This is a genomic window from Pseudomonas sp. GW821-FHT10C09, from assembly GCF_059415465.1.
In genome coordinates this window covers 228548-253550 of record NZ_JBWKNG010000004.1, presented here as the reverse complement: position 1 = coordinate 253550, position 25003 = coordinate 228548, and the positions used below count along the sequence as shown (strand labels likewise).

22 protein-coding genes and 1 pseudogene are annotated in these 25003 nt (G+C 57.1%); 5 read left to right on the top strand and 18 right to left on the bottom strand.

Annotated features, from left to right (window positions below):
• Positions 1-8: 8 nt before the first annotated feature.
• Positions 9-1109 (bottom strand): ribosomal protein S18-alanine N-acetyltransferase, encoded by a 1101-nt coding sequence (gene rimI, locus AC07N8_RS05615; protein ID WP_483842056.1) that lies wholly within the window; start codon positions 1107-1109, stop codon positions 9-11.
• 92 nt (positions 1110-1201) lie between these two features.
• Between rimI and AC07N8_RS05610 the strand changes: the two genes are divergently transcribed.
• The 3 genes and pseudogenes from AC07N8_RS05610 to ilvA all read left to right on the top strand — a co-directional run.
• A complete protein-coding gene (locus AC07N8_RS05610) occupies positions 1202-2776 on the top strand; it encodes a RimK family ATP-grasp domain-containing protein (RefSeq protein ID WP_483842055.1) in 1575 nt (524 codons plus the stop codon).
• Between the two features lie 7 nt (positions 2777-2783).
• Positions 2784-3707, top strand: a complete 924-nt coding sequence (locus AC07N8_RS05605) for a magnesium transporter CorA family protein (protein ID WP_123431533.1) — start codon at positions 2784-2786, stop codon at positions 3705-3707.
• Positions 3708-4074: 367 nt separating this feature from the next.
• Positions 4075-5070, top strand: a pseudogene (gene ilvA / locus AC07N8_RS05600) (threonine ammonia-lyase, biosynthetic); the annotation flags it as partial.
• 30 nt (positions 5071-5100) lie between these two features.
• Here ilvA and eco read toward each other — a convergent pair.
• Positions 5101-5583: a serine protease inhibitor ecotin gene (eco, locus tag AC07N8_RS05595; protein WP_483842054.1), complete on the bottom strand. Its 483-nt coding sequence runs from the start codon at positions 5581-5583 to the stop codon at positions 5101-5103.
• Positions 5584-5867: 284 nt separating this feature from the next.
• Between eco and AC07N8_RS05590 the strand changes: the two genes are divergently transcribed.
• The gene (locus tag AC07N8_RS05590) at positions 5868-6128 is read left to right on the top strand and encodes a DUF1652 domain-containing protein (RefSeq protein WP_483842053.1); all 261 of its coding nucleotides are present in this window, start codon (positions 5868-5870) and stop codon (positions 6126-6128) included.
• Here the strand turns inward: AC07N8_RS05590 and AC07N8_RS05585 are convergent.
• Together AC07N8_RS05585 and AC07N8_RS05580 are read right to left on the bottom strand one after the other, a co-directional pair.
• Positions 6125-6520: a hypothetical protein gene (locus AC07N8_RS05585; RefSeq protein ID WP_483842052.1), complete on the bottom strand. Its 396-nt coding sequence runs from the start codon at positions 6518-6520 to the stop codon at positions 6125-6127. The two genes, AC07N8_RS05590 and AC07N8_RS05585, sit on opposite strands and share 4 nt — an antisense overlap.
• 90 nt (positions 6521-6610) lie before the next feature.
• Positions 6611-6871, bottom strand: coding sequence for a DUF2790 domain-containing protein (locus AC07N8_RS05580; RefSeq protein ID WP_483842051.1), 261 nt, complete (start codon positions 6869-6871; stop codon positions 6611-6613).
• Between the two features lie 503 nt (positions 6872-7374).
• Between AC07N8_RS05580 and AC07N8_RS05575 the strand changes: the two genes are divergently transcribed.
• Positions 7375-7671: a hypothetical protein gene (locus AC07N8_RS05575; RefSeq protein WP_027923548.1), complete on the top strand. Its 297-nt coding sequence runs from the start codon at positions 7375-7377 to the stop codon at positions 7669-7671.
• A gap of 61 nt (positions 7672-7732) precedes the next feature.
• Here AC07N8_RS05575 and AC07N8_RS05570 read toward each other — a convergent pair whose 3' ends face one another.
• From AC07N8_RS05570 to AC07N8_RS05505, 14 genes are all read right to left on the bottom strand, one after another.
• Positions 7733-8383, bottom strand: a complete 651-nt coding sequence (locus AC07N8_RS05570) for a DUF2931 family protein (protein ID WP_493141609.1) — start codon at positions 8381-8383, stop codon at positions 7733-7735.
• 18 nt (positions 8384-8401) lie between these two features.
• Positions 8402-9055, bottom strand: a complete 654-nt coding sequence (locus tag AC07N8_RS05565) for a DUF2931 family protein (RefSeq protein ID WP_493141611.1) — start codon at positions 9053-9055, stop codon at positions 8402-8404.
• A gap of 18 nt (positions 9056-9073) precedes the next feature.
• The gene (locus tag AC07N8_RS05560) at positions 9074-9727 is read right to left on the bottom strand and encodes a DUF2931 family protein (RefSeq protein WP_493141613.1); all 654 of its coding nucleotides are present in this window, start codon (positions 9725-9727) and stop codon (positions 9074-9076) included.
• 21 nt (positions 9728-9748) lie between these two features.
• Positions 9749-10399, bottom strand: coding sequence for a DUF2931 family protein (locus AC07N8_RS05555; protein WP_483842046.1), 651 nt, complete (start codon positions 10397-10399; stop codon positions 9749-9751).
• Positions 10392-13886, bottom strand: a complete 3495-nt coding sequence (tssI, locus tag AC07N8_RS05550) for a type VI secretion system tip protein TssI/VgrG (RefSeq protein ID WP_493141615.1) — start codon at positions 13884-13886, stop codon at positions 10392-10394. Before tssI ends, AC07N8_RS05555 begins: the two co-directional genes overlap by 8 nt.
• 293 nt (positions 13887-14179) lie before the next feature.
• A complete protein-coding gene (locus tag AC07N8_RS05545; RefSeq protein WP_493141616.1) occupies positions 14180-15130 on the bottom strand; it encodes a carbohydrate kinase family protein in 951 nt (316 codons plus the stop codon).
• A gap of 13 nt (positions 15131-15143) precedes the next feature.
• Positions 15144-16640 (bottom strand): xylulokinase, encoded by a 1497-nt coding sequence (gene xylB / locus AC07N8_RS05540; protein ID WP_493141618.1) that lies wholly within the window; start codon positions 16638-16640, stop codon positions 15144-15146.
• A 159-nt stretch (positions 16641-16799) separates the two neighbouring features.
• Complete coding sequence (locus AC07N8_RS05535) at positions 16800-18272, bottom strand: mannitol dehydrogenase family protein (RefSeq protein WP_493141620.1); 1473 nt, start codon at positions 18270-18272, stop codon at positions 16800-16802.
• Positions 18273-18287: 15 nt separating this feature from the next.
• The gene (locus AC07N8_RS05530) at positions 18288-19391 is read right to left on the bottom strand and encodes an ABC transporter ATP-binding protein (protein ID WP_483842041.1); all 1104 of its coding nucleotides are present in this window, start codon (positions 19389-19391) and stop codon (positions 18288-18290) included.
• A gap of 33 nt (positions 19392-19424) precedes the next feature.
• Positions 19425-20255 carry a carbohydrate ABC transporter permease gene (locus AC07N8_RS05525; RefSeq protein WP_493141623.1) on the bottom strand — a complete coding sequence of 277 codons (831 nt, stop codon included), beginning with the start codon at positions 20253-20255 and terminating at the stop codon, positions 19425-19427.
• Between the two features lie 10 nt (positions 20256-20265).
• Positions 20266-21192, bottom strand: coding sequence for a carbohydrate ABC transporter permease (locus AC07N8_RS05520; protein WP_483842040.1), 927 nt, complete (start codon positions 21190-21192; stop codon positions 20266-20268).
• Positions 21193-21371: 179 nt separating this feature from the next.
• Complete coding sequence (locus tag AC07N8_RS05515; RefSeq protein ID WP_483842039.1) at positions 21372-22682, bottom strand: ABC transporter substrate-binding protein; 1311 nt, start codon at positions 22680-22682, stop codon at positions 21372-21374.
• A gap of 341 nt (positions 22683-23023) precedes the next feature.
• On the bottom strand, positions 23024-23929 hold the full coding sequence (locus AC07N8_RS05510) for a helix-turn-helix domain-containing protein (RefSeq protein ID WP_493141626.1): 906 nt from the start codon (positions 23927-23929) through the stop codon (positions 23024-23026).
• Positions 23930-24008: 79 nt separating this feature from the next.
• A complete protein-coding gene (locus AC07N8_RS05505; protein WP_493141628.1) occupies positions 24009-24890 on the bottom strand; it encodes a phosphatidylinositol-specific phospholipase C domain-containing protein in 882 nt (293 codons plus the stop codon).
• Between the last annotated feature and the right edge of the window lie 113 nt (positions 24891-25003).

Here is a 25003-nt window from a genome sequence, read left to right as displayed (position 1 = left end):
AGCGCGGCTTAGTTATCTCGCTGGGAGAGAATCACCGCCGCCCGCAATTTGCCCCGGCCAAAACTGCTCATTTTCTCGAACTCCCCGTGGCTCACCGGCAGATGCTGGCAGTCCATGGGCTGGCGATGCTGACTGTGGTCGACATCCGGATCATGCAGGTAAACAAACTCCTCATCGCAATCGGTGACAATGACCCAATGCGGTGATTTGGAGCGGGTCAGTCGATAGCTGCTGATCAACACCAGCGGCTGGCCGCCGTCATTGAGCAAGCGTGGCAAGTCCAGCGGGCCGCCGATGACCTGCTCGACATCGGTGGCCTGCAACTGCGCAGTGAATTCTTCGTGCACCAGGCGCATGACGTCTTTTTTATGCTCATCACGCACCCCGTCGAGAAACAACGGCCCCGTCATGCTCAGTTGCAGACGCACGCCAAATCCGCGATTCCATGCGGCCAACGCCAGGCCTTGCGGGCTGCAACCGCCGTGACCAGAGGTCATGAACACGGTCGTCGCCTCGCGCCAGAGTTGCAGCTCTTCGCGGCGTTCCAGCTTGCGGTCATTCTGCAGCGCGCCCATGGCCATCAGCAGGCAGGCCGGGCCGCAGGTGAAATCGGTGGTCTGCGGGTAGTACGGCACTTTGATGTTTCTTGAATCACGGTGCTGGAGAATGCGTTTCTCCAGGCGCAACGCATCGGCGTGGTCTTGGTAATAGTCATGAATCAGCGCGAAACGCCGGTAACCGTTGCGCTCGTAAAGGGCAATCGCCGCCGGATTGTCCGTGCGCACTTCCAGCCGCACGTAGGCACAGTCGTGTTCCAGCGCACAGGCCTCGATACGTTGCAGCAACTGCTTGCCCAGTCCGCTGCCACGCGCTTGGGCGGCAATCGCAATCGAATAGAGACGGGCCAGCGACGTGCCCCGATGAAACAACACCACCGCGTACCCGACCAACTGCTCGTCGCGCGAAGCCACCAGCAACTGTCCGTGAGCCCGTGTGATCATCCATTGAAAGCTGCGACTGGTGAGCCGGTCCGTGGTGAAACATTGCTGTTCAAGTGCCAACAACGCAGATAAGTCTTCAACTACCGCCAAGCGAAAGACAAGATTCATATGACCGCCGTAAAAGTTGCGTAACGAAACGGGACTTTCGAAAAAGTTCGTGCTTAATAGGAAAGGTCTTGTTCTCCAACGGATCAATCACTATGTCAGCGGTACAAGGTCATTGGCGCGAAGTATCCGAGCAAACTTCGCCGGCGGCAACTTTTTTAAATGAAGCAGTCAGCACTTCAAGCCAGTTGATTATCATCGTCGAACGCAAGGAAGACTGGGCCTCCTATTTTCCCAGTGAAGACATCGTCACCGCCCAGGAATACCTCGAAAAGGCCCACGACAACGGGCAAGGCAAACGGGTCCAGGTGATCAACCTGTGCCGCAGCTACAAGTACCTGGGGCACGGTTATTACTGCTCGTTGCTGGCGGAAGCGCGGGGGCACAAGGTCATTCCGTCGGTGCGCACCATCAGTGAACTGACCAAAAAATCTTTGTATGGGCTGTCGCTGGATGATCTGGAAAAGCCTCTGGAAAAAGCCCTCACGCACCATCTTTACAGCGACACTGAAGGCTTTACCCTGACTCTGTATTTCGGCAAAACCAATATCGAACCATTGCAGGATTTGGCGCGACAGTTATTTGAAGTCTTTCCATGCCCGATCTTGTTAGTTGAGTTTCGTCGAACTAACGGTTGGCACATTGAAGGCATAAAGTCCGGCGCGTTGCACAAGTTGCGAGAAGACCAGGAAGATCAATTTGCCCACTCGCTGGACAGTTTCAGTCGCAAGATCTGGCGCATGCCGCGTTCACGGCGTCTGGCACGTTATGACCTGGCCATCCTCCACGATCCCCAAGAAACATTGCCACCGTCCAACCCCAAGGCGCTGGATAATTTCATCCGCGTCGGCAAGACCTTGGGCATCGATGTGGAACTGATCGAGCGCAAGGACTACGCGCGCATTGCCGAATACGACGGCTTGCTGATCCGCGAGACCACCAGCGTCGATAACCATACCTACCGTTTTGCCAAGAAAGCCGAGAGTGAAGGGCTGGTGGTGATGGACGATCCGGCGTCGATCCTGCGCTGTACCAACAAGGTCTACCTGACCGATCTGCTCAAGAGTCATCAACTCGGCATGCCGGCCACGGAAATTCTCTACAAGGAGCGACCCGAAGATTTTGAACGGGTCGGCGAGCGCTTGGGCTTTCCATTGGTGCTGAAGATCCCCGACGGTTGTTTCTCTCGTGGCGTGATCAAGGTTGAAAGCCAACAGGCGCTGCTGGAAGCCACCGCCGAACTGTTCGAACACTCGGTGCTGTTGCTGGCGCAGGAATTCTTCTACACCGAGTACGACTGGCGCATCGGCGTACTGAATCGCAAACCGATCTTTGCCTGCCAATACTTCATGTCCAAGGGGCACTGGCAAATCTACAACCACAAGGCCAAGGGGCAGGACATCAACGGCGAATGCCGCACGCTGGCGGTCCACGAGGCCCCGCGCGCCGTGGTGGAACTGGCGGTAAAAACCGCGAACCTGATTGGCGATGGGCTGTATGGCGTCGACCTCAAACAGTCCGGCGACAAGGTGGTGGTGATCGAGGTCAACGACAACCCGAACATGGACGCCGGCATCGAAGACGCCTACCTGCAGGACGATTTGTATTCGTTGGTGCTGGAAGAGTTCGTGCGCCGGCTGGAGCTCAAGCGTCGCGGCCAGGCCTGGTGATCGCCCGATGATCAAGAGCTTTCAACTGACCCACGGCGCCCTGCAATCAGTCGAACGGCTGGACGCCGAAGTGATGCTGTTCAGTAACCCCGATGCCGCCGAGCGCGATCTGTTGCACAGCCACTTCAAGCTCGATGAGCACGCGTTAGCGTCGGCGCTGGACCCGGACGAGGTGTCGCGCATCGAGTTTCATCCCGACAATCTGTTCCTGATCTGGAAACGCCCGGAAAACTATTCCGGCGCCGACAGCCTGGCGTTTGAGGTGTCGTCCTGTGGCTTGTTGTTTTGCGAGCACCGGTTGTTGGTGATCGCCACCGACGATTCCCCGCTGCACGGGCTCGGCACCCGGCAGCGGTTGAACACGCCGCTGGATGTCTTGCTCGACCTGCTGTTCAACAACATCCATCACTATTTGGGTCACCTGAAGGTGATCAAACTGGTTGCTCGGGAGTTGCAGCAAAAATTCAACGCCTCGATGCAGAACCAGCACCTGATCCAGATGTTCAACCTCAGCGAGAGCCTGATCTATTACATCAACGCGATTCACAGCAACGGTGCGGTCCTGACGCGGCTGCGCAATCACGCGGCGAAGGAGCACTTCAGCGCCGAAGCGATCAGCCTGATCGACGACCTGATCATCGAAAACAACCAGTGTTACAAACAGGCGGAAATCTACTCCACGGTGTTCTCCGGGCTGATCGACGCCCGGGGCAACCTGATGAACAACAGCATGAACAACCTGCTACGCAAACTGACGCTGATCAACGTGGTGTTCCTGCCCTTGAACCTGATTGCCAGCATTGGCGGCATGTCCGAGTTCAGCATGATGACCGCCGGCACGCCGTGGTGGGTGTCGTATCCGTTGTTTCTGAGCGCGATGATGTTGGGGGCGGGGGTGATGGTGTTGGGGCTCAGGCGGTTGGCGAAATGAATGGCTGGCAGGTCCGGCCCCTTCGCGAGCAGGCTCGCTCCCACAGGTTTTGTGGCCACTGGAGATCCACTGTGGGAGCGCGCCTGCTCGCGAAGGCAATCTCAAGAACTCAACTTACGGTCCGGCAAACCACAGACCATAAGGTTCATCAGCCCCCAACTGAAGCCAACGAAAATTGACCATTGACTTGCCATCCGTCCACGGCTAATTTCCAGCCATGACTTCCACCGTATTGCGCTGCCAGCCAAGCATTATTACCGCCATTCCTTATCTGGCGGGCTAGCTCACGACTGCAGCACCCAACCCGCCCTAGAGGCGGGTTTTTACTTTCTGACTCCAGGGCCCCGAACACAGCCAGGAGACGACCATGACCAGCACGCTCGCCCAGCAGACCTTGCTTGAGCATTACGTAAAAAAGATCCTCGCCGCGCCCGTATATGAACTGGCGGTGCGCACGCCGTTGCAAGCGGCACCGGCGCTTTCCGAGGCGTTGGGCAATCAGGTGCTGCTCAAGCGCGAGGACTTGCAACCGACCTTTTCCTTCAAGATTCGCGGTGCCTATAACAAGTTGGTGCAACTTACTGATGAGCAAAAGGCCCGCGGCGTGATCACGGCGTCAGCGGGCAATCATGCCCAAGGCGTGGCGTTGGCAGCGAAAACCTTGGGCATTGTCGCGACCATCGTCATGCCGCTGACCACGCCGGAACTGAAAGTGCTCGGGGTTCGAAGTCGCGGGGCGGAGGCGGTGCTGCACGGTGAGAGTTTTCCGTTCGCCCTCGACTATGCGTTGAACCTGGCTGAACAAACCGGTCGCACCTTTGTGTCGCCCTTCGACGACCCGGACGTGATTGCCGGGCAGGGCACTGTGGCGATGGAGATCCTGCGTCAGCATCAAGGCCCGCTCGATGCGATCTTTGTGCCGGTGGGCGGTGGAGGTTTGATCGCCGGCATCGCCGCGTACGTGAAATACCTGCGACCTGAAGTGCGCATCATCGGCGTCGAGTCGGAACATTCAGCGTGTCTGGCGGCAGCGCTACAGGCGCACGAACGGGTTGTCCTGCCGAGCGTTGGCACGTTCGCCGATGGCGTGGCGGTGGCGCAGATCGGCGCTTATGGCTTCGAAGTCTGCCGGTTTTGCGTCGATGAGGTGTTGACGGTCAGTAATGACGAACTGTGTGCTGCGATCAAGAACATCTATGACGATACCCGCTCGATCACCGAGCCCTCGGGGGCGCTGGCCGTGGCCGGAATCAAGAAGTACGTCGCGCAAACCGGTGCCTCTGGTCAGACGTTTGTGGCGATCGATTCAGGGGCCAATATCAACTTTGACAGTCTGCGCCACGTGGCCGAGCGCGCCGCTATCAGCGGCGTCCCGGCGTGAGGCAGGAAGCTGTTATTCCTGAACGGCTTTCTCGACCTTGCTCGATGCAGACCAGATCCGATAGCGGACTTCGATGTCTTTAGGCACGTAAAGCACGATCGGCAGCTTGCTGTTGTAACGCAGCAAGAAGCCGTCGCCGACCACCGGTACGAAGTCTTTTTTGCTCTTGCCATCCGGACAGGCCATCAGCGTACTCATCGGGCCAATGACTTTATCCAGTCGGTAGAACGGGTAGCCCCAACCCTCGAGGTTTTTTTCCTCAAGCATCCCCCCTAGACGTTGGCGATTGCAGTCCACGGTCAGGGTTTTGCCGGCGAGGATTTCGACCTGGAAGTCGTCTTCTTTCGTTTGCGGGGCAAGATGAATGACCTGGCGGGTAAAACCGCTTTCAGGCTTGGGGAAGGGGGCGATGGTTTCGAGTGTTGCGGCGTGAGCGATGGTCGACAGCCCGGTAACCATTAGTCCGACAGTCGTGGTAAAGGTCAAAGAACCCATGATGCCTCCTTGCGTGTATTCAATTCGTGGCGCCATTCTTACTGCGCTCAGGCCCCAATGCAAACCCGGTGCTGTCAGACGGTAATTTGCAACGCCTTCCAGGGTCCTTCATGCAAATTGCACGGTAGTTTCATTAAGTCTTGCGGCTAAATCATTGATTTGCCGATGAACTGCACGGCGAAATTCAAGGCATGTTTTATGCTTCAGTTGTTCTTAATCTGGCCGGGACTGCACATGAGCCAGCGTTGATTGTTAATTGGCTGTCTCACAAAGGAGGGGTCGCCATGTTTCTTTCTGCCTTGGAACTTCGCAACATCATCGAAAACAGCTTTTTGCCCAAGCGTTGCCAATGCTCGCTGTCCCCGGATTTATTGATGACGATAAAAGTGTACGCGGACGACAAGACCGATCTGCTGGATCTGCACGTGACCGGGATTGATGCCAAAGGGCTGAATGGCTGTCGGGAAATCAACGAATTGATCGCCGGTCTGCGCACCAGAAAACATTCTGAGCTCTTTTCTCCGCATCGGGCGAGGGCGCTTTAACCTGCTGTTTCGAATTCCACCGACAGGCGCCGGGTCTGAAGAAATCCCAGGCCTAGCGCCAGCTCCACCAATACCGCCAGCAAAATGCCCGGCCCGGTATGGCCGTTGAGCCATTCGCCGAAACCCAGTGCCGCCAGACCGAAACAACCAACCATAAAACCGCTGCTTAATGCGCTGCGGATGACGGAGGGTGGTTCGTTTCGAACCCAATAAAAGATCAACCCCAACGCCGCGAACACCACCGCGATGCGCCGCGAAACAACGCCTGTCGCCGAGGAATATTCGATGCCCCAAATCGCCAGCAGCCAGTCGGGCATCAAACCCCAGACCAGCGCCAATACCAGACACAGGGCGGCGGTGAACATCGATAACGTACGAAACGACAACTGCATAGCGAATCCTTGCGGCAGTGAGGGAGGCGCTAAAGCATAACGCCAGAACCCTCACAGTAAAACCGCCAGGTTTCGAATCAGACCTTTCCGTCAGTTTTGATAACTGCAGACGTCAGAAAGCTTCTGGTAGCTGATTTCTTCAGGCTTGCCGGACGTATCGATGTACTTCATGTCGGCGGTAATCACTTTGCATTCATTGGTCGTCGGCTCTGTCAGCGCCACGACTTTGCCGATATTGAGCGGCATGCCGTAGTGATAGGGCGTGGCTTTGGACGTGTCATTGGCCTGGGCAAGCCCGGCAAACGCGGTGCAGGCGAGGGCGGAGGCAAGGAGCAGCATGCGAGTGTTCATGTGACGATCTCCAGTGCAGACGGAAGTCAGTTCGACGATCAACGTCAAACCTGCCGCACTGGGCATCAGAGGAGTCTGAGGGCGTGCGGTCCAGTAGAGTTTTGGACCGCGGCGTTAAGCGATGGTTAACCCACCTGAACGCCGCCTGTCGCGAAGGGCGGTGTCTGACGGATGTTTCGTTAGGAAAGGGGGTACGGAGTCTTCGGCCTGGTCCTACAGAGCTAGACGCCTTATCGACTTTCGCCTGATGGGGGGAGCGATTACTGTTTGGGCTCGCTGCAAAATCAGCGATCGGGTTTGGTCACCTGAAACAACGCACTTAAGTGTGCCATTATTCGCCCCGCGGACTTCTACGTCCTCATGTCGAGTAGTTATGGCGGCTGTGTGCCGGACGCTTTCGAGCGAGCCGATGGTTGTTTCGGTTGACCAAGCCTGTACACAGTCCGCCTCCCACCGTTTGGTCACGGTGTTAGCGGTTTTTTACAAACAACCGAGTAATTACTATGCCAACGTTCAAACCGTTTCCAGATCGCTATCGTCCACTCAACAGCGGCGTTACCGATTCAAGTCCTTTGCTGATCGACACCGAAGCCAACCCCCAAGACATATTCGAAGCCGGGTTACAGCGCGTACGAGCCTCTACCCAGCTGCTTGAAACGCTTCATTGCCTATGTTTCAAACACAGCGATGTTCAAGATATTCCGCACATTACTCACGCGCTCTACTTGCTGACCCAGGACGGGTTTGACCTGTTAGCGGTTGCGCAGCAGCGGATGATGGGGTGGAAGGCGCCGGTCTGACGACTGATCTTTAAAAAAATCCAGCGCTGCTAGGCGCTGGATTTTTGTATTGCGTCATGAATTACCAAGAGCCATACGGCACACCAAACTTTTCGACGTACGCTTTGGAAACGGCGGAAAGGGGGCGGTAGTGATCTCCAGACTTACCTTCGTATGGGCCACGCGGATCAATTACGGCTTTTACCGTAGTCACTTCGATCGGTGGCAGACAGGAACCGCCCACCCAGACTTTAGCAATGCCTCCGGGGACCAGCCTTATACCGATTGACTGACGATAGCCAGTGATCCATTTTCCATCGGCCGCGCAGAAAACCTTTTCACCCTTACGCATGATCTCCCGAGTAGCCTCAGGGATTTTAATCACCATCAGGTAGGTTTGAGGTTCGACCAGCGATTGCCAACGAACATAGATCTGTTTGGGCAAGTCGGCCCCTGTTACGTGCTTACCGCTGCCAATGGCAACTCTTTTCGGCCAGCCTCGGGGATCGCCGGAATTGTTGGGAGGCTTTAGCATGGAGGCGACTCCACTCATCGCACGTGGGTATACGTGATCCTGAATATCGACCACGTCGGCGGTTTCGATCCAAACTTCCATGTAAGCGGGGGCCGAGAACCCCAAGTACCAGGATTTGTAAGGCATTGGCTCGCTGTTGGCGTATGTGCAACCACTGAGCAAAAATGCGCAAATCGTAGTTCGCGAGAAATTACCCATCAGGCTGCTTTGGTTCTGTTACTTCCAAGAATCATAGGGCACACCAAACTTTTCGATGTACGCTTTGGACTGGTCGGATAGCTTGTCGTACTTGCCGCCAGACTTACCTTCATAAGGTCCTCTTGGGTCAATTTCGGCTTTTACCTTAGCCACTTCTATCGCTGGCAGGCACGATCCCATTACCCACACTTTAGCCATCCCTCCAGGTGCCAGATTTATTACCAATAACTCGCGGTAGCCGGTTATCCATTTTCCATCAGCAGTACAAAAGGCTTTTTCACCCTTGCGCATAAGTTCCCTGGTCGACTCGGGTATCTCGATAACCATTTTATAAGTTTGAGGTTCAACCAATGATTGCCATCGGACGTAGATTTTTTTGGGTAAGTCTGCTCCAGTTACATTCTTACCTTTGCCCGGCCCCGGCTTTTCCGGCCAGCCTCTAGGGTCGCCCGTGTTATTGGGAGGACTCTGTATCGCAGCTATGCCACTCATGGCACGTCTGTATACTTGGCCTTTTACATCAATCACATCAGCTGTTTCGATCCATACTTCCATATAGTTAGGCGCTGAAAAACCCAAACGCCAAGCTTTGTAAGGCATTGACTCGCCATTGGCGAATGCGCAGCCACTGAGCAATAACGCGCAGAAGGTAGGTCGTAAATAACTAATCATTAGAGTGTCACGGCTCTGTCACTTCCAAGAATCATAGGGCACACCAAATTTTTCTACGTAGGCTTTGGATTGGTCGGACAGCTTGTCGTACTTGCCGCCAGACTTTCCTTCATATGGGCCGCGTGGATCAATAACGGCTTTTACCTTGATCACTTCTATCGCTGGCAGGCACGACCCCATCACCCACATTTTGGCTATCCCGCCTGGCGCCAAATTGATAACCAACGCGTTGCGGTAGTCTGTAATCCACTTACCATCAAATGCGCAAAAAGCTTTTTCTTCCTTGCGCATTATCGCCGTTGTCGTCTCGGGGACGTCGATCACCATTTGGTAAATTTGCGGTTCGACAAGAGACTGCCAGCGTACGTAAATCTTTTTCGGCAAGTCCGCCCCAGTTACATTCTTACCTTTGCCGATTCCTGGCTTTTCGGGCCACCCTCTAGGGTCGCCTGTGTTGTTAGGAGGCGTCTGTATGGCAGCAGTGCCACTCATCGCTCGCGGGTAAACCTGCTCTTTGATATCGACTACGTCAGCCGATTCAATCCACACTTCCATGTAATTCGGCGCTGAAAAGCCCAGGCGCCAGGATTTGTAAGGCATTGACTGGCTGTTGGCGTATGTGCAACCAATGAGCAAAAATGCGCAAATTGTAGTTCTCAAATAGCTATTCATTGGACCGCTCTGGATCTATTGCTACCAAGAACCAAATGGAACACCAAATTTTTCAACATAAGCTTGTGATACCGCTGATAGAGGGCGGTGTTTCCCCCCTGATTCCCCTTCATATGGTCCACGTGGATCAACTTCGGCCTGTACTCTGGTCACTTCAATTGGTGTCAAGCAGGGGCCGAGTACCCAGACTTTGGCGATGCCGCCAGGGGCCAGACCGATCACAATTGCCTTGCGATAACCCGTAATCCATTTTCCATCGGCAGCACAGAACGTCTTTTCACCTTTTTGCATGATCGCTCGGGTTGACTCGGGAATGTCGATCGCCATTTTGTATGTTTGGGGCTCAACCAGTGATTGCCAGCGGACATAGATTTTTTTCGGCAGATCTGCCCCCTTTACGTACTTACCTTTACCCCAGCCGGGCCTTGCGGGCCAACCTTTAGGATTTCCAGAATTATTGGGGGGTGTCTGCATGGCCGCGATGCCACTCATGGCACGTCTATAGACGTTGCCCTGCATATCTATCACATCAGCTGTTTCGATCCAGACCTCCATATAGTTAGGTGCGGAAAAGCCCAGTCGCCACGCGTCATAAGGTAATGGCCCACTATGGGCAGATGTGCAGCCACTCAGTAACAGCGTGATAGCGACGAGGCGTAAAAAATTATTCATTAGGGTGCACCGTGCGCACAGGACCATCGTTGGGGCGGTTGATAAAGACCACGTCTAGATCACTGTTGTTCAGGTTCTTGGCGGCATTCCAATTATCCGACAGATGAACATACCGCTGAAAAAGAAGTTCTTCTTCTTGGGGATTCAGGCCTGTTGTCGGATTCTTTCCCAAAGCGTAAGCCATTAATTTTTCGGAAATCGGGATTAATTCAGCGGGCAGAGCCAGTCTCTTTTCTTGCTCATCAATTTCGACAAAAGGAACGCCATTTTCTACTGCCAGCTTTCGCATAATCCGCAAATATATCAACGACAAATCACTGCGGACTTCACGCTGGCTACTCACCGCCGCATAAACGTGTTTCATATTGGTTGGGGTTTCTTTGCCGGTGGTGCGATACGGCACTTCCCACGTCCGCACTTCCAGAGGAAGGTTATATTGGGCCAGTTGATCCTGAAGCCTTCTCAAGTCTTGCTGCGCAAGCTTATAGCTATTGGTTTCTGTAAAAGCGGTTCTTTCTCCGACACTGCTGCTCCATGGTTTACTCACCAATACTCGTTCTGTCGCTTTCGGCAGATACCCACCGCCGAGGTCGGAATGCACGCCGGGTAAGACAATATCTGCCGCGCCCGCACTGTTCAGAGAGAAGTTATAACGCCGCTCATTTCGGGCAACTAGATGGACAATTTTTTTAGCTGCATCTGGAGTCAAAACAATATTAATGCCGGGGTTGTCGGCGTTATGGCCATTGAAGTCCAGCAATAACGGGTTGGCAACTGCCGCTACGGTGTCGTAGATGCCTATAAAATCTATCGCTATATCTTTTTTGGCATGCCATTTAAAGCCATCGGCTAATACTGGGGAGCCAGCAGGCAGTGCTTTGGCGAGGATACTTTTTTCACCCTTAAGGACTTCATTGGCAAAGTCCCGTGCGGCGGCTGCACCGCGACTGAATCCGAAAATATCAAACTCTATCCGTTCAACACGTTTGTCTGGGTTGCTGTCTTGAAACGCTTGGATAGCCTCAAGAAGAAGTGCAGGTGTTTCTTCAACACGAGCCCTGACTCCCTGAGAGCCCAATCCGGTGCCCTGTGAGTAGAGGGAATCCTCTCCGGTGCTACTGGTACCAATACCCTCCACATATATCGCTAAATTCGCTGTTTTTGCGTCAATTGGTAGAGCTTTGTCTTGATCATCTTTGTAAAGGTCGTACAGCTTTGCCACATTACTGGTGTCATTGCCGTAACTGTTATCCGGCGAACTCCCTTTGCCGTCATAACCATGTGCCGCGCAGAACTGACGAATATCCTCAGCCGATTCCTCCAGATTCACATCCGGCGCAAAGCAGCCAAACACTCGTTCACTATTACTGCGGTTATTCCCCGTACCATCAAAGAACATCCCAATCCGCAACGTAATATCTTCCAGCTCAACCTCTTCTTCCTCTTCCTCCAGCTCTTCCTCCTCAGCCGGACGTGCTGCCTTAGGCTCCGAATCAGCCACCGCATTAAACTTGCCAACCGGCGGAGCACTCAGCATTTTCCCTGCTGCGGCAGCCGCTGCTGCACCCGGAATAATCGGCGGAAGAATCTTAATCCCACTCCCCGAACCCGGCGCCCCACCCGAATTGGTCTTCACCTCAGCCCCACTAATCGTCACACCCCCGGCATCCACCTTGACGAAACTCCCGCCAGCCTTGGCCGTCAGTTCCATCCCGCCTTCAACTACCACCTTGTTGCCAGCGTTGTAGTGAATCTCTTCACCCGCCTCGACAAACTGCGCAGTGCCGACCTTCACATGCTGGGTCGTCGCCACCGTCAGGTGATCATCGGCCCGCGCTTCAGTTTTGCGGTCCAGATGGGTAATGCGGTGTTCTTCAACCTTGAACTCGCTGAAGACATTGGCCTCGACCGTGTCGTGCCGCTCATTGCCGATGCGGATTTTCTGGTCGTGTTCGATGTTTTCATCCCAGTCGCGCTGGGCGTGGAGGTAGATCTGTTCGGCGCCTTTTTTGTCTTCGATGCGAAATTCGTTGTAGCCCTTGCCGCCCGGTGAGCTGAGGGTCTTGAAGGTGCTGCGGGTTTTGTTCGCCGGCAGGTCGTAGGGGACGACGTTTTCCTTGTGGTACAGGCAGCCGGTGACCAGTGGCTGGTCGGGGTCGCCTTCGAGGAAGGTGACGAGGACTTCCATGCCGACGCGCGGGATGGCGATGCCGCCGTAGGCACTGCCGGCCCAGCCAGTGGCGACGCGCAGCCAGCAGCTGGTTTTGTCGTTGGCCTGGCCGTCGCGGTCCCAGAAGAATTGCACTTTGACGCGACCGTACTGGTCGCAATGGATTTCTTCGCCCGGCGGGCCGGTGACGATGGCGGTCTGGCTGCCGAGGACTTGCGGTTTCGGGTGTTCGAGGGCAGGGCGGTAGTGCGCGTCCCACGGCGTGGCGAGGAAGCGGTTGCGGTAGCCCTGGTGGAAATCGTCTTTGTTGTGGGTGACGTCGCTGGTGATGTTCTCGCCGAGCACTTGCGGCTGTTTGCCTTCGTGAACCACTTCCAGCAGCAGCCAGAGGTCGTTCCATTCGGCGCGCGGGTGTTCGCTCAGGGTCATGAAGTGGCCGCTGACCAACGTCGGTTCGTCACCTTTGCCTTCAGCGAGTGTGTAGTCGCTGCGATGACGTTCCAGCGCGCGGGTCGCCAGCTGTTTGCCGCGTTCGCGAGTCAGGAAGAGGCCGGGGTAATCGTAGTCTTCGAGGTCCGGGGCGACTCCGCTCTTGGCGGCGCCTTCGGGCAGGATGCGTGGTTTCTCGAAGTCGTAGTCGCGGCGGCTGACGCGGCTGGTGCGGGTTTCCAGGCGCAGGTTGAAACGCTTGATCACCGGGTTCTCGGCGGCCATGCCGGAGTCTTGCTGGTAGGCCACGGGCGCGAGTTTGCGGAAAACGGTCTGATCATCGCCGAACACCAGCTTGTGGCCGCTGGCGCTGTGCTGGAAGTGGAAGTGAATGCCTTCTTCTTCGCACAGGCGCTGGATGAAATGCAGGTCGGATTCGTCGTACTGCACGCAATAGTCGCGGTCCGGGTAAACCGCACCGAGCTGGAAACTGTACGCATCAGCGAGGATGCCGCGCGCTTCCAGGACCTGCGCGATGATCTTCGGCACGCTTAACTGCTGGAAGATTTGCTGGTCGTGGTTGTGGCGCAGGTAGGCCAGTTGCGGGCACAGGCTGATGCTGTAGCGGGTCAGTTGTTTACCCGAGTCGCCTTGCTCGATGCGATAGACCAGACCGTGGATGATGCCTTTGCCGGTTGCGCCGAAGGTCAGGCAGCCCGGTTTGTGCAGGATCTCTTCGAGTTTCAGGTCGGGGCGGGCGCTGACCAGTTCTATGTCGAAACAGAACGGCTGGTTGAGGGCTTCACGGCCGACGAAACTGAGGACTTGCAGGTCGGCGGAAACGCCTTCCAGCGTGAGGGAAATATGGGTTGCGTTAGCGTCCAGCATGCCTTGAATTCCGTCCTTTGGATAAGCTGGGGCGGATGGTGCAGGATTAAACGGCCTCGTTCAAGGCGCAAATGGCGTAGGTGCGGGGGGCTTGGGGGATCGGGAAAACCCTTAGTGGCACGGTTTGAGCCAGTGAGTACAGGGGTACTACTTAATGTGCCGCTCTTGGAAGTGCTCAATAGCTGGAATTGGCAGTGTGAGTAATATCGCCTTCGCGAGCAGGCTCGCTCCCACACTGGATTTGTGAACGACACAAAACCCGTGTGGGAGCGAGCCTGCTCGCGAAGGGGCCATCAGCTTGAGCGAAGATCCAACTGATGCCGATACGGCAAATCCGGCCCGGTCTTGCTGCACGTCAGCGCCGCCGCCTGCACCGCAAACTTCAACATCCCGTCAATCTGTTCACGGCCGAGCGATTGCACACCTTCCACTGAATCCAACTGCTGCTCGGTCAACCAGGTAATCAACGCCGCCTGAAACGTATCGCCAGCCCCCACTGTGTCGGCAATCTTCACCGAACTGGCCGGCACCGACCACGAACCATGAACCCGGCTGAACACCGTCGCACCTTCGCCACCCCGGGTCAGGAACACCAACTGACAGCGATGCTGCAGCCAGCCTTCAATCACGCGCTGCGGATCCTGCTCGGGATACAACAGGCTCAAATCTTCATCGCTGACTTTGATCAAGTCCGCATATTCGACCAGCGTCGCGATCCGCGAACGCCACAGGTCGATATTCGGCTCAGGATTGAGCCGCACATTCGGGTCGAGGCTGATCAGTCGTTTACCGCTTTCGCGTTGCACCAGCGCCAGCAACGTGTCGGCAATCGGTTGCACCACCAACGAGAACGAACCGACGTGCAAACCGCGCACTTCAGGCCCCAATTCCGGCAGGTGTTCCGGTTTCAGCTGACGATCCGCGCAGCCTTCACCGCGAAAGATGTAATGCGGCGAGCCGTTGGCGCCCACCGCAACCATCGCCAATGTCGTTGGGGCGGCGAAGTCCACGAGGAAGTCCGGGCGCACGCCTTCGTCCTTTAACACTTGCTGCAAGCGCTGGCCGAGGTAGTCGGTAGACAGTCCGGCAAACAGCGCCGAGTCCACCCCCAAACGCCGCAAACCGACTGCGACATTAAACGGCGAGCCGCCGGCAATCGCCTTGAAATTCACTTTTGAAGCCAGGCCGCTGGCATCTTCTTCGCTGAAGAAATCGAACAGCGCTTCGCCACACACCAGATACATAATTGTTCACTCTTTAAAGGGTTGCGACATGCTGTTGATAGCGTTCGTAGGCCTGCTGACAGGCCGCTACGTTCCCTGCGATCGGCAGGGTTTCACTGGCCAGGTCGAGTTTGACGCAACGCTCGCACAAGTCCGCCAGACTGTCTTCCTGTCCGTTTGCCCAAGACCTGCACCACGCCGCCTGAATCGCCGCGCCGAGGGCGGCGGCTTCGCTTTGTTCGGTGCAGATCACGGGCGTATTCATGATGTCGGCGACGATCTGTCGCCACACTGGACTCTTCGAGCCGCCGCCGATCAGGCAGATGCTGCGGCTTTGTAAGCCATTCTGGCGCAGGAGGTCCAGCCCATAACGCAAACCGAAGGTCGTGCCTTCCACCACCGCGCGGCACAGGTTGGCCCGCGAGAGGTTAGTCATCGTCAGTCCCAGCAAGCTGCCAGAGGCATGGGGCAGGGCGGGCACGCGTTCACCGTTGAGGAACGGCAGCATGCAAACGCCATCGGCACCGATGGGGGCGTGCGCGACTAAATCGTTGAACTGCTGGATGTCCAGGTCGAACAACTCGCGAATGACCCCCGTCGCATTGGTCAGGTTCATCGTGCAGATCAGCGGCAGCCAGCCACCGCTGGAGGAGCAAAAAGTCGCGACCGAAGCATCGGCGCTGACTTTCGGTTGATCGGCATAGGCGTACACCGTGCCCGACGAACCGAGGCTCATGGTGATCGCGCCAGGCTTGATGTTGCCGGTGCCGATCGCGCCCATCATGTTGTCGCCGCCGCCGCTTGAAACCAGCGCTTGCGGGTTGATGCCCAAACGTTCGGCGATGCTTGGCAGGATCGTGCCGACGGCTTGATGGGCGTCGATCAACTCCGGCAAGGCGGCCTGCAGGCGTCCGCTGGGGTCGATGTCGCGTAGCAGTTGCAAGTCCCACTGGCGAGTGCGCACGTTGAAATAACCGGTGCCGGAGGCGTCGCCGTACTCGCTGCAACTGCGACCGGTGAGCCAGTAATTCAGGTAGTCGTGGGGCAGCAGGATGCGGGTGATTCGGGAAAAGACCTCGGGGTGCTGTTCTTTGGTCCAGAGCAGTTTTGACACGGTGTAGCCGGGTGCGATGACCACACCGAGGCGTTCAAGCGAGCCCTTTTCACCGCCGAGATGCGCCAGCAGGCGGTCGTTTTCGGGTGTTGATTCAGTGTCGCACCAGAGTTTGGCGGGGCGCAGGACCTGGCCCTGATCGTCGAGCAGAACCAAGCCGTGTTGCTGGCCGGAGACGCCGATGCCGAGGATGTGTTGGCCGTCGACGTTGGCGGCGAGCAGGGCGTTGCGGGTGGCGAGGGTGAAGGCTTCCAGCCACTGATGTGTGTCTTGTTCGCGGCGGCCATTGGCGCCGCTGATCAGGGTGTGGGCGGCGGCGCCCTGGCCCAGCACTTGGCCGCTGACTGCGTCGAGGACGATGGCTTTGGTGCCTTGGGTGCCGCAGTCGATGCCCAGGAATAGGTGTTGGTTTGCCATGTCAGGTCCTTGGTGTGTCAGGTCGATCTCGGTGAAGGCCATTCGCGAGCAAGCCCGCTCCCACATTCGATCGTTGTCGAACACAAACTCTGTATCCACTGAGAATCTAATGTGGGAGCGGGCTTGCTCGCGAAGACGGCGGTCAGTTCACCGCAGTATTTAAGCCAGCACCCGCTCCAACGTCCGCGTCACCCCAACCTCCCGCAAGCTGTTGCAGCACCACTCAAACGCCGCCACAAACTCGGCCGAATGCGGGATAGCGGTGCCAAAAATCTCTTCGACCGCCAGCAACCGCTGGGTAATCAACACATCATCCACCACCAGCCCCTGACAAAACGCCGCCCGTGGGTCCGGAATCGAATAGGTGTCACCGTTCTCATCCACGCCCTTCAAATACAGCGCCCACGCCGCGACCACCAACGCCGCACGCTTGGTCTCGCGACCATCGGCAATCAAGCGGTTGATCGTCGGAATGGTGAACTTGGGAAATTTCGACGAGCCATCCGAACACACCCGCTCCAATTGATCGGCAATCGCCTGATTGGAGAAGCGTTCAACCAGCGTGTCTTTGTAATCGGTCAGGTCAATCCCCGGCACCGGCGACAGTTGTGGCGTGACGTCCAGGTCCATGTAAGCCCGCATGTAGCGCACGAACAGCGGGTCGTTCATGGTTTCGTGAACGAAGCGATACCCCTTCAAGAAACCAAGATACGTTAGCGCCAGATGGCTGCCATTGAGCAGTTTGATCTTCATCTCTTCATAAGGCGTGACGTCGTCGGTGAACTGCACGCCGACCTTTTCCCAGGCCGGGCGACCGTTGACGAATTTGTCTTCCAGCACCCATTGCACAAACGGTTCGCAGACCACGGGCCAGGCATCGTCAACCGCGTGTTTGTCGGCCAGTTGCAGGCGATGTTCGGTGCTGGTCATCGGCGTGATGCGGTCGACCATGGCGTTGGGGAAACTCACGTTGCGATCGATCCAGTCGCACAGATCGGCATCGCGCAACGCGGCGAAGGCCAATAGTGCTTTGCGGGTCACCGCGCCGTTGTGCGGCAGGTTATCGCAGGACATCAAGGTGAACGCCGGGGTACCGGCAGCGCGCCGTTTGGCCAGCGCGGCGCAGAGGAAACCGAACACGGTTTTCGGCTCCTCCGGGTGCGCCAGGTCGTGCTGGATTTGCGGCAAGTGCGCCATGAACTCGCCGTTGCTGTCATCGATGCAGTAACCGCCTTCGGTGATGGTCAGCGAAACGATGCGGATCTCGGGACTGGCGAGTTTGTCGATCAGCGCGGCCGCGCCGTCTTCCGCCAGAAGCATGTCGCGAATCGCACCGATGACCCGGACTTCGGTGTCATCGGTATCGCCGAGTTCGAACAGCGTGAACAGGTAGTCCTGCTCTTTAAGATCGTCCCGGGCGCGGCGGTCTTCGGCGCGCAGGCCGACCCCGCAAATCGCCCAGTCCAGGCCTTCGCCCGTGTTCATCAGCGCGTCGGTGTAATACGCCTGATGGGCGCGGTGAAAGCCACCGACGCCAATGTGCGCGATGCCTTGGCGCGTATCGTTCAGGACGTAGGCGGGCAGGATCACCTCGGACTTGAGGTGGTGGAGATTCTGTTTGTTGAGTTTCATCACATAGTCTCGATATCAGGCCGCAACGCGCAACGGACGGGTCAACGCCACACCATCGGCATCGAATAAATGGCAGTGTTCCGCGTCCAGGTGCAGGCTCAGGGACTCGCCGTAACGGCTGGCGAGGTCGCCACGAACGCGCATGGTCAGGGCCTCGCCGGAGGAGGTCACAACGTGGCAGAAGGTGTCGCTGCCCAGGCGTTCGCTGACATCGGCGGTGACTTGCAGCGTGCAGTCGCCGGGTTGTGCCAGTTCCAAATGCTCGGGACGAATGCCCAAGGTCACCGCGCCACCGACGCTGAGGTTGGCACCGGTCAGCGGCAGGGTAATGCGAGCACCGGCGTCGAGCTGTACTTCGCAGTTTTGGCTGTCGATGCGGGTGACGTTGCCCTTGAGGAAGCCCATTTTCGGCGTGCCCAGGAAGCCCGCGACAAACAGGTTGGCCGGTTGGTGATACAGGTCCAGCGGCGAGCCGACCTGTTCGATTTTGCCGCCATTGAGCACCACCACTTTGTCGGCCATGGTCATGGCTTCGACCTGATCGTGGGTCACGTAAATCATCGTCGCTTGCAGTTCTTTGTGCAGTCGCAGCAGCTCCAGGCGCATCTGCACCCGCAGGGCGGCGTCGAGGTTGGACAGCGGCTCGTCAAACAGGAAGATTTTCGGGTTGCGCACAATCGCCCGGCCGATCGCCACGCGCTGACGCTGGCCGCCAGACAGCTGTTTCGGTTTGCGTTCCAGCATCGGCCCCAGTTCAAGGATGCGCGCCGCTTCGCCGACTTTCTTCTCGACTTCCGCTTTCGGCACGCCCGCCAGATCGAGGGCAAACGACATGTTCTTTTTCACGGTCATGTGCGGGTACAGGGCGTAGGTCTGGAACACCATCGCCAGGTCGCGCTTGGCCGGGCTGACTTCGGTGATGTCGCGGCCATCGAGCTCAATGGTGCCGCCGCTGACTTCTTCCAGGCCGGCGATCAGGCGCAGCAGGGTGGATTTGCCGCAACCCGACGGGCCGACGAACACCACGAATTCCTTGTCGTTCACTTCCAGGTCGATGCCTTTAATGATGGAAAAGCCTTCGAAGCCTTTTTGCAGATTCTTGATTTTCAGGTTGGCCATGGTGGCGCTCCTTTTGTGCTTATTCTTTGAGGGCTATTTCACGGCGCCGAACGACAGGCCGCGGACCAATTGTTTCTGGCTGATCCAGCCGAAGATCAGGATCGGCGCGCAGGCCAGCGTCGAGACTGCCGACAACTTGGCCCAGAACAAGCCTTCAGGGCTTGAGTAGGAGGCAATCAACGCGGTCAGCGGCGCGGCTTTGGACGAGGTCAGGTTCAAGGACCAGAACGCCTCGTTCCAGCACAGGATCAGCGACAGCAAAACGGTAGATGCCAGGCCACCCTTGGCGATCGGCAACAGCACCCGGACCATTTCCTGCCACAGCGTGGCACCGTCGAGGCGCGCGGCTTCGAGGATGTCTTTGGGGATGTCCTTGAAGTAGGTGTAAATCATCCAGACCACAATCGGCAGGTTGATCAGCGTGTAGATCACGATCAGCGCGATGCGCGTGTCGAGCAGGCCGAAGGTCTTGGCCAGCAGGTAGATCGGCATCAACACGCCCACCGGCGGCAGCATTTTGGTGGAGAGCATCCACAGCAGCGTGCCCTTGGTGCGTTGGGTTTCGTATAACGCCATCGAGTAGGCCGCCGGCACCGCGATCAGCAGGCACAACGCCGTGGCGCTGAAAGAAATCACCACCGAGTTCCAGGCGAAGCTGAAGTAATCGCTGCGTTCGTTGATGTGCAGGTAGTTCTCCAGCGTCGGCGTGAAGATGAACTGCGGCGGCGTGGCGAAGGCGTCGATTTCGGTTTTGAAACTGGTCAGCACCATCCAGAAGATCGGGAAGAAAATCAGGATAGCGATGGCCCAGGCCAGCGTGCCGAGCAGCAAGCTTTGCAGGCGACGGGATTGTTGAAGGGTCATGGCGCGGGCCTCAGGCTTTGTCTGTCAGGTTTTTGCCGATCATGCGCACCAGCACGATGGCCGCGATGTTGGCAATCACCACCGCGATCAAGCCGCCGGCGGATGCCATGCCGACGTCGAACTGCACCAGCGCCTGGTTGTAGATCAGGTAGGCGAGGTTGGTCGAGGCGTAGCCGGGGCCGCCGTTGGTGGTGGTGAAGATTTCGGCGAACACCGAGAGCAGGAAGATGGTTTCGATCATCACCACCACCGCAATCGGCCGCGCCAGGTGCGGCAAGGTCAGGTGCCAGAAGATGGCGACCGGCCCGGCGCCGTCGAGGCGTGCGGCTTCTTTCTGTTCCTGGTCGAGGGACTGCATGGCGGTCATCAGGATCAGGATCGCGAAGGGCAGCCATTGCCAGGACACAATGATGATGATCGACAGCAGCGGGTAGTGCGCCAGCCAGTCCACCGGTTGCGCGCCGAACAGTTTCCAGACGTAGGCGAGAATCCCCGACACCGGATGGAAAATCAGGTTCTTCCAGATCAACGCACCGACGGTGGGCATGATGAAGAACGGCGAGATCAACATGACCCGTACGATGCCGCGCCCCATGAATTCACTGGCTTCAAGCAGCGCACTGATCAGCACGCCGAACACCACGCTGATCAGCAGCACGCTGCCCACCAGCAACAAGGTGTTGGTGGCGCCCGGCAGGAAACCGGAGTCCGTCAGGAAGTAAGTGAAGTTCTCCAGCCCGATGAACTCGTTTTCACCTGGATTGAGCAGGTTGTAGCGGATCGTCGAGAAGTAGACGGTCATGCCCAGCGGCACGATCATCCACAGCAGCAACAGTGCCACCGAAGGGCTGACCAGAAACCAGCCGGGGTTGGCCAACCGGCTTTTACGCACCGGTTGGGGAATGTCCATGTGAGCTTTGGCAGTTGAAATATTCATGGCATTAAACCGATTAGGAACAGACAGACGAAGATCGAAATGTGGGAGCGGGCTTGTGTGGCGAGGGAGCTTGCTCCCGCTCGGCTGCGCAGCAGTCGCAAAGCTATTGGGGCCGCTTCGCGACCCAGCGGGAGCAAGCTCCCTCGCCACAAAAGCCCTCCCTGAATCGGATGCGAGAGTTACTTCGGATAACCGGCGCGCTTCATCTCACGTTCGGTGGTTTGCTGAGCCGCAGTCAGCGCTTGATCGACGGTGGTCTGACCTATCAACGCCGCCGAGAAAGACTTGCCCACCTGGGTGCCAATGCCCTGGAACTCAGGAATGGTCACCAACTGAATGCCGATGTAAGGCACAGGCTTGAGCGTCGGCTTGCTTGGGTCCGCCGCTTTGAGCGACTCCAGCGTGACCTTGGCGAACGGCGCGGCATTCATGTAGGCCTCGCTGTAGGTGGAGGCGCGAGTGCCGGGTGGCACGTTGGCGATGCCGTCTTTTTCCGCGACCAGCGCGCCGTATTCCTTGGACGTGGCCCAGGCACTGAACGTTTTGGCGGCGTCTTTGGCCTTGGAGCTGGTCGGAATCGCCAGCGCCCAGGAATAGAGCCACGCCGAACCTTTGTCGGTGGTTTCGTGCGGGGCGTAGGTGAAGCCAACGTGGTCGGCCACCTTGCTTTGTGTTTTGTCGGTGACGAAGGAACCGGCGACGCTGGCATCGACCCAGATCGCGCATTTGCCGCTGTTGAACAGCGCCAGGTTTTCGTTGAAGCCGTTGCTGGAAGCACCCGGAGGACCGGATTGCTTCATGGTATCAACGTAGAAGTTCAGGGCGTTTTTCCACTCTGGACCGGTGAATTCCGGTTGCCACTTTTCATCAAACCAGCGAGCGCCATAGGCATTGGCGACGGTGGTGATCAGTGCCATGTTCTCGCCCCAGCCGGCCTTGCCGCGCAGGCAGATACCGTACTGTTCTTTATCCTTGTTCGTGAGTTTGCTGGCGAATTCGCCGATCTGGGTCCAGGTAGGGCGCTCGGGCATGGTCAGCCCGGCCTCCTTGAACAGGTCGGTGCGGTAATAGGTGATCGAGCTTTCGGCGTAGAACGGCAGGGCGTACAGAGATCCCTTGACCGAAAGGCCTTCACGCACCGATGGGAAAACGTCATCGAGGGCATAAGACGCCGGCAAATCCTTCATCGGCTCCAGCCAGCCCTTGGCACCCCAGAGTGCGGCTTCGTACATGCCGATAGTCAACACGTCGAACTGTCCGCCCTGGGTCGCGATGTCAGTGGTCAGGCGTTGGCGCAGGACGTTTTCTTCCAGTACCACCCAATTGAGCTTGATGTCCGGGTGCTCGGCCTCGAAGGTTTTCGAGAGCTTTTGCATACGGATCATGTCGCTATTGTTGACGGTGGCGATGGTCAGCGTTTGAGCGCCGAGGCTGACGCTGCTGAGGGTCATGCAGGTGAGGGCTAGCAGAGCTTTTACAGAAGGTTGCATCGTGCACTCCTTTTCTGCGACCCAAGGGTTACAGAAGGACAGTTATTGTTTTTGTGTCTTCCGTGGCCGGAAGAATGTGCACTGATTACAGCCCTCTATTGATGATGTTACAAATCATCCATCGCACTTGGATCGATACTATTTTGCACTGGACTTTAAAGCGGTAGACGCAGGGAAGGGCTTTTCAGCGAGGGAGAGGTATCGGATACGTACAGGTTTAAGACCGCAATTCAGCCCTGTGGGAGCGAGCCTGCTCGCGAAGGCGTCGTGCCAATCGACATCAATAGTGACTGATGCAGCGCTTTCGCGAGCAGGCTCGCTCCCACAAGGAATCTTGGGGGTTAGCCGAGATTTTGCTCAGTAAGGCGCTGCACCGCCAGCCGCCGGTAGTGCGACGGCGTCATGCCCTTGAGCTGCTGAAAACGCCGATTGAAGTTGGAAATATTGTTGAAACCCGACTCGAAGCACACGTCGGTCACCGGTTTGTTGCCGTCGGCCAGCAGCTCACAGGATTTGCTGATGCGCAGGCGATTGACGAACTCGATGAAGCAGCGCCCGGTGGCCTGCTTGAAGACGCGACTGAAGTAAGTCGGCTTCATGCCCAGATGCTCGGCGACTTCCTCGAGCGGCAGCTCCCGGGCGTAGTGGGCGAAGATGTAGTCCACGGCGCGGTTGGTGCGATCGATATTGTGTTCGTCGGCCAATTGCGGCGTCGTTGCACCTGACAGCAATTGAAAGTCGTCGGAGGCCGCCAGCAGCTCCAGCAGAATGAAAAAATACCCGAGGCGCGTCACGCCATTCGTGTCGGCGATCCGCTGCATCAGCGTCATGGCCTGGCGGATCGTGCGCTTGCAGCGGAACTCGATGCCGTACTGCGCGCGCTCCAGCAGTGGAGCAAGAGTCTTGAGCTCGGCAAACACTTGATGGCCGCTTTCGAACAGCTCGTCGGTGAAGTTGACCAGCATGTCGCGCTTGGGCACCACTTCGTCTTCCTCGACCTGGCTGATCCAGTTGTGCGGCAGGTTGGGACCCGTCAGGAACAGCGTCTCCGGATAGAAGTTGCCGATGTAGTCGCCAATGAACACTTTGCCGGAGCTGGCGACGATCAGGTGCAGTTCGTATTCCTTATGAAAATGCCAGCGCACCAAAGGGCAGGGGAACCCGTGCTGGCGGTAAATGATGGACAACCCGTTGTGGTCATCCATCAGTTCATAGGAGGGGTCTGTCACGCGGGCTGTTCGGGTCATGTCAGGACGCTTTTATTGTTATCGCTGCCGGATCATGCCCCTTTTGGCACCCGCGATGCCAGCCTGCAACGACTTTCACTTAGGCCCGCTCATGCAACCGGTGTCCGTAAACCGCCTTCATGCTGGTGGCACTCCAGCAATAGCGGACAATATCCGACTCATCAAAGAAATCGGTGCTGATGATGCTGCATCGGGTCACCCAATCGCGGGTGGTGTGGAACCAGTCGTTGATCTGGTCTTTGATGTGTTGCGGGCCTCCCAGCAACGAATAGCAGGTCGCTGGCAACGACCACAGAAAGGTCTCGTAAGGTGCTCCCGCGAGAGTGGTCTCGATGTGTGATTTCAGGTCGTCGGTATCAGTGAATGCGCGGCCGTTCCACTTATGAGGAATCTGCGGCCAGAAATAGTCACTGTCCAGTCCGGGTTTCGCCTGTGCCGCCAAGACGATGCGACGCTGGGAGCTGGCGCGCTTGAGCTGTTCCACAGTGCTGAATGCATCGGTAGAGGGGATCAGGCGCGACCCCAGGCGTCGCATCAACACATCGTTGAATTGTTGGTAATCGAAAGGCCTGGACGCATCTCCCAATTGATGGAAGTCGAAGATGATGAACTCATCCGGATTCTGAGTGAGGAATGTCGTCACCGCGTCGATCAGTTCATCCAGAATGCGGTGGGACTGAAAGCCGTTGTGATGAAAGTAGTAAACCGGTGCTTCAGGGCCAGCGGTATAACCGAGCCGGATATCGAATGCCCGTGCGCCGTTGGCCAATTGCCAGGCAAATGAATCGTTCTGGCAGGTTGTCCAGTTGCCGATCACCACCTCATAGTTGGGCGCTTGTTTGTCCATCCCGGCGTTGTGCGTGCCAGGCCACACAATATCGGTCAGCTTCAACTGACCTATATCGAGCACGGTGCTCATCCATTTCTGCTTGTCGAGCGTGACTGTTGTGTTACGGGGCATGACTGTTTCCTTGTCGTTGATTCGCCCCATCCGTGGGGTGACTTTCATGACCCAGCGTAGAAGTGACTGGCAGTATTGCCAGTCACGGAAACACCTGCACAAAAATAGCCATT